We start from the raw sequence: 4,786 nt of genomic DNA on the forward strand, positions 1-4,786 counted from the left end.
GCCCACACGATGCCGGCGCCCACCGCGATGTTTCGGGCGCCGAACCCGCGCGCGATGGCCACCGCGACCGGGTCGGGATCCTTGCCGGGGAACAACCGCTTGAGCAAGAACCCGGGCAACGTGATGATGACGGCGCCGAAAGCGGCCCGGGCCCAGCCCAGCGCAACGACCGTGGCCTGTTCGGAATCGGTTGCAGCGGTGGCGCGCTCACTTCGACCGGATTCCTGACCACTCCCCGAACTATCGGACGCGCATGCTGCTAGCAGCAGAGCCATGCCTGCAGCGAAGACAGCTGAAATTGGCCGGGCGGTAGCCATCGCGGTCCCTCCCATCGAGGTTTCAACGGATCGGAACGGTACCCCGAAATTCGCATTGTTACAAGAGTTACTCGCATTAGCGATTGAATGGACTCGTTCCGATATACTCGTTCTCTGCCTTGTCTTTCGATGATCAGACTGGGCGCCAGCTGCCCTCGGACACCCAGCTCCTTCAGGAGGAAATGTGCCTCGAGAAGAATCCGTTACCGATTGTGACGTGTTGATTCTCGGGGGAAGCATGGCCGGCATAGAGCTGGTCCATCACCTGCGACGCATCCCGGCCGGGCGGGCCCTCAGGATCGTCGTGATCGACCGTCAGGCGGCACACGGGTACATCCCCTTGGCGCACGAGCGCCTCTGCCTGCGGCTGCCCATGTCGAAGAGCGAGCTGGCGACCGCGCAGCAAGTGGAGAACGCCGGATACCGGTACGTGCTCGGTGACGTGGTTGGAATGGACGTGCCAACGAAGACGGTCGAGCTCGCCTCGGGCGAACGGCTCAGTGGGCGATTTGTCGTCGTTGCGCTCGGGTCGGCGCTGGCGGCGCCGCAGTGGTTACCGGGCCGCGAGCTCCTGCTGGGCTACAAGTTCGCCGGCGAGTTCGACGAGGCCCACGCGCATCTCGTCGCGTTGCTCGACGGCTCCCAGGCGCGGATTCCGCAGGCCAACGGAACGCGGGGCCAGCCCTATGGCACTGAGTCGGTCGGCGAGCCTCGGCTCGTGGTCATCGGCGGTGGGATCAGCGGGGTCGAACTGGCGGGCGAGTTGGCCCACTTGGCGCGGGTCCGACCACCGGGATGGCGGGCGCCCGCGGTGACCCTCATCCACAGCGGAACGCGGCTGCTTCCACACTTGTCCGAACGGGCAGGTCGTCGTGCAGAGCACCTCCTGCGACAGCAGCACGTCGACGTACTCTTGCGGACGCGTGCGGTCCAGGTCGAGCGTGCGGCGGTGATGGTGGACGGCCCCGATGGCACGAGGGAGATACCGTGCGATGGGACGTATTGGGCTGGCGGGCTGCAGCCAGCGGAGGTGATCGCGGACCTCGATCTGCCGCACACCCCGACCGGTTGGCTATCGGTCGATCCCACGTTCCAGTGCTTTCCTACGCCGTCGCGCCACCCGGACATCTTCGCTTTCGGCGACGCGGTTCGTGTGGTCGGCGGGACCAGCGAGTGGCCGACGGTACAACGGGCATCCGAATGTTCGCCGCAGGCCAAAGTCGTCGCGCGCAACATCATGCTGCTGGCAGCGGAGCCGCCCAACTATCCCAACGGGGTACCACCGCTGATGTCCTACCGCCTACACAACCAAGCCCCTTACGGGGTCAATATCGGCGGCGCAGCGCTGCTGGTGATCGGGCGGTTGGTGCTCAATGCGCCAAGATTCAACACCTGGGTACGCCGGTCAGTGGTCATGCCGTGGTATCTACGGCGCCACCGAGTCCAGTGAAGCGGACCATTCGTCCACGGGTCCGTGAAGTCGATCAGGTGCCAGCGTCTTCGGACGTGGGGTTCGAGTTCCCTTGCGCAGCAGGATTGTTCCGATTGCCAGCAGGGGAGCCTGCGATGTCTGACGCTCGGTCACAAACGCTCGATCGCGGCCGGCCTAGCCGAGGCCGAATACGTTGCGCAGCGGCGGGAGGTCGCCGAGCGCGATCTCGACGACGTCGCCGGGAACGAGAAACCGTCCGCTGACGAACCCAACACCCGCGGGCGAACCCGTCGAGATGACATCGCCGGCCCGAAGTTCGATGCTGGCGGTGATCGCTTCGATCAACGTCGGCACATCGAAAATGAGGTCCCCGAGAGTGGCCTGCTGTCGCAGTTCGCCGTTGACCGATGTCGTCACTTTGAGGTCGGCGTTGTCGTGAGCGCCAGTCAAGATTCCGGGTCCGAGTGGCTTGAACCCTGGAAAGCTCTTCGAGGACAAGGCGCCGACCATGTCGCCCTGCGCTGCGGCGGCCATCTGCACGTCACGCGCGCTCACGTCGTTGACCGGCGTCAAACCTGCAACGTACGACCAGGCGTCGGCCGCGGGGACCTGGTAGGCAGATCGAGATATGACCACGCCGATTTCACCCTCGTAGTCCACCTGACTCGGTGCCGACGGTGGTACCGGAATGACGTCACCGCTGGCAGCCACTGCGTCGCCTCCGATCGGGAAGAACATCGGGGCATCAGGAACCGGCTGCCCGGTCTCCTCGGCGTGACCGCGGTAATTGAGCCCCACGAGCACGATGTTGGCCGGCACGACCGGTGGCCTGACGGTGAGCGACTCGAGAGTCACCGACGGTCCGGCCGGGTAGTCGGCCAGTTGGCCCCATTCTCCTGCGGCCAGTACATCGTCGAGACTCACCAGGTCGGCCAGCAGTGTCGCGCCACGGTTGTCGACGCGGACGACGCCCTCGGTCGTCGTGAAAACCTGCATTACGAAACCTCATTCGAGAGAGCGGCGACCTTTGGCCGCGAGGTGGGTGCGTTGATGTCAATGACGGTGGTCGCCTGTCGCAGGCGAAGCAGCAGTGCACCGGCGTCGTCGCGCACCCAGGTGTCGCAGAAGTCGAGGACCGACAGACTGTACGCACCTGTTGCGTGCTCGGTCCGGTGCACCACGACAACGAAGTCGACTTGGAACGACTCCTGATCGTGGGCCGCGACGCGGAAGTTTGCGGGCACGTGGCGCGAGGTGTAGAGGGCCTTGTCCCGAGCGGCCATCAGTTGGTCGTACTGCGGTCGGCCGACTCGTTGCCCCTCGCTGGTGATAGCGAAATCGGCGGTCAGTTGGCAAAGTGAATCGACGGCATGGCCTTCGTCGACGGTCGTGAAACTCTCGACCACGGCTTGTTCGAGCTGGGTACGGAGATCTAGAGCAATAGTCACCCAACCAGTATTACCGCTATGAACTCGGAAATACAAGTGACTAGCATGAACTCCAGGTGGCCGCACGAGCTGGTAGCTGGCGTCGCGCATGGATGCTAGGCGCCTCGCGGAAGAATTGCATCGGCGATGTCTTGGTGCAGGCGTCGCTCGCCGGCCAAGTAGGACTGGAGGGACATGGCTCGTTTGTAAAGTCGGTGGGCGGTGTGATCCCAGGTCATGCCGAGACCGCCGGTGATTTGGATCGTCGTCTCGCAGGTGTGAACGGCCGCGGCGGTCGCGGCCACCTTCGCGGCGGCGCACGCAGTTGCGCGGTCGTCGTCGACCGCCTGCAGGCAGTGCACCGCCCAATATGTAAGTGACCGTGCGAGTTCGAGTTCCGCGTATGCATCGACCAGCCGGTGCGATACCGCTTGGTAGGCGCCGATGGGCCTTCCGAATTGACTCCGCTCGCGCGCGTGAGTCAGTCCCAGGTCGAGCGCTGACCGTCCGACGCCGAGTGCCTCGGCGGCGGCCAGCGCATACGCCCGATGTTCCATGGAGGCGACAGCGTCCGCGACGTCCGCCGACGGGATCAGCGGGAGTGCTGATGCGGCAGCGAATTCGATGTCGGCGAGCGGCCTCGACCGATCCAAGGTCGACTGCGAACGGACGCGGACGTCGGACGCGTTGACGTAGACCAATTGCAGGCGATCATGATCGTGCGCGACGACGACGAATCCGGTGACCTTGGCGGCGTCGGTGACGAGCGTCTTGCCGCCCGTGATCGTCGCGTCGGTGACGACTGTCAAGCCTGCGGACAATGCGTCGGTAAGGCCGAATCCGCGCCCTTTCTCTGCCCACGCAAGGGTCAACGGTCTTTCTCGGACCACACCGTGTTGTCGCAGAAGTGATTCGACACCGGGCGGCGTCGCGACAAATGTGGAGAAGAGCGGCGCAGGTAGCAGGACAGCGCCGCATTCTTCGACCAGCACGGCTTGGTCCAGGAGGTCGAGTTCATCGTCGAGCCAACCGAGTGCCGCAATCTCGCGCCAGATGTCGGGATCCCAGCCAGCCAAGCCGTCGATGAGCGGTATCGACCTTTCGATCGGAGCTCGCTTTGCGAGGAACTCGGCGGCAGACTTGCGCAGCAGTTCTTGCTCTTCGGACAGAGTGAAGTCCATGTTGTCTCCTGGTTGATTGGTCGGCGCGTCAGCGGGCGCGCGGCAGATTCAGAACTCGCTCGGCGACGATGTTCCGCAGGATCTCTGAGGTGCCGCCCTCGATACTGTTTCCGCGACTACGTAATTGCTGCTGTTGCCAGAAGCCATTCCACGGCGCAGATTCGCCGGACAGGCCTCCTGCCATGCCTTGCAGCCGGGTCGCCAATGTGGTCATCCGCTGGTTTGACTCTGCCCAGGCAATCTTGGAGATTGACGATTCCGGGCCCGGAATTCCCGTCTCGAGTAGTCGGCTGAGCGACCGATAATTCGTGAACTTGAGCGCCTGGACCGCAACCCATTCGCGTGCCACCTCGGCGCGGACCGTGGGGTCGGCGGCGGGAGTGCTGCCGTCGGCGGCGGAGACCGCCACGAATTCGACCAACCGGGAGA

Annotated in this window: 6 protein-coding genes; 1 reads left to right on the top strand and 5 read right to left on the bottom strand. The window is 64.4% G+C overall.

Translation table 11 applies throughout. The annotated features are described in order from the left end of the window. On the bottom strand, positions 1–275 hold a 275-nt coding region (locus tag QOC69_RS30975; RefSeq protein ID WP_526446332.1), incomplete at its 3' end, for a hypothetical protein. A gap of 259 nt (positions 276–534) precedes the next feature. On the opposite strand from QOC69_RS30975, the gene QOC69_RS30980 reads away from it, so the two are divergent. Next, positions 535–1,767: an NAD(P)/FAD-dependent oxidoreductase gene (locus QOC69_RS30980; protein ID WP_526446333.1), complete on the top strand. Its 1,233-nt coding sequence runs from the start codon at positions 535–537 to the stop codon at positions 1,765–1,767. Positions 1,768–1,923: 156 nt separating this feature from the next. Here QOC69_RS30980 and QOC69_RS30985 read toward each other — a convergent pair whose 3' ends face one another. From QOC69_RS30985 to QOC69_RS31000, 4 genes are all read right to left on the bottom strand, one after another. Beyond that, on the bottom strand, positions 1,924–2,745 hold the full coding sequence (locus QOC69_RS30985) for a fumarylacetoacetate hydrolase family protein (RefSeq protein ID WP_526446334.1): 822 nt from the start codon (positions 2,743–2,745) through the stop codon (positions 1,924–1,926). Next, complete coding sequence (locus QOC69_RS30990; RefSeq protein WP_526446335.1) at positions 2,745–3,287, bottom strand: hypothetical protein; 543 nt, start codon at positions 3,285–3,287, stop codon at positions 2,745–2,747. The genes QOC69_RS30985 and QOC69_RS30990 overlap by 1 nt, the downstream gene beginning before the upstream one ends. A 5-nt stretch (positions 3,288–3,292) precedes the next feature. Then, complete coding sequence (locus QOC69_RS30995; RefSeq protein WP_526446336.1) at positions 3,293–4,357, bottom strand: acyl-CoA dehydrogenase family protein; 1,065 nt, start codon at positions 4,355–4,357, stop codon at positions 3,293–3,295. Between the two features lie 28 nt (positions 4,358–4,385). Beyond that, positions 4,386–4,786, bottom strand: a 401-nt coding sequence (locus QOC69_RS31000; RefSeq protein WP_526446337.1) for an acyl-CoA dehydrogenase family protein, incomplete at its 5' end; no start/stop codon positions are given.

This window comes from Mycobacterium sp. (assembly GCF_032162105.1).
GTDB lineage: Bacteria > Actinomycetota > Actinomycetes > Mycobacteriales > Mycobacteriaceae > Mycobacterium.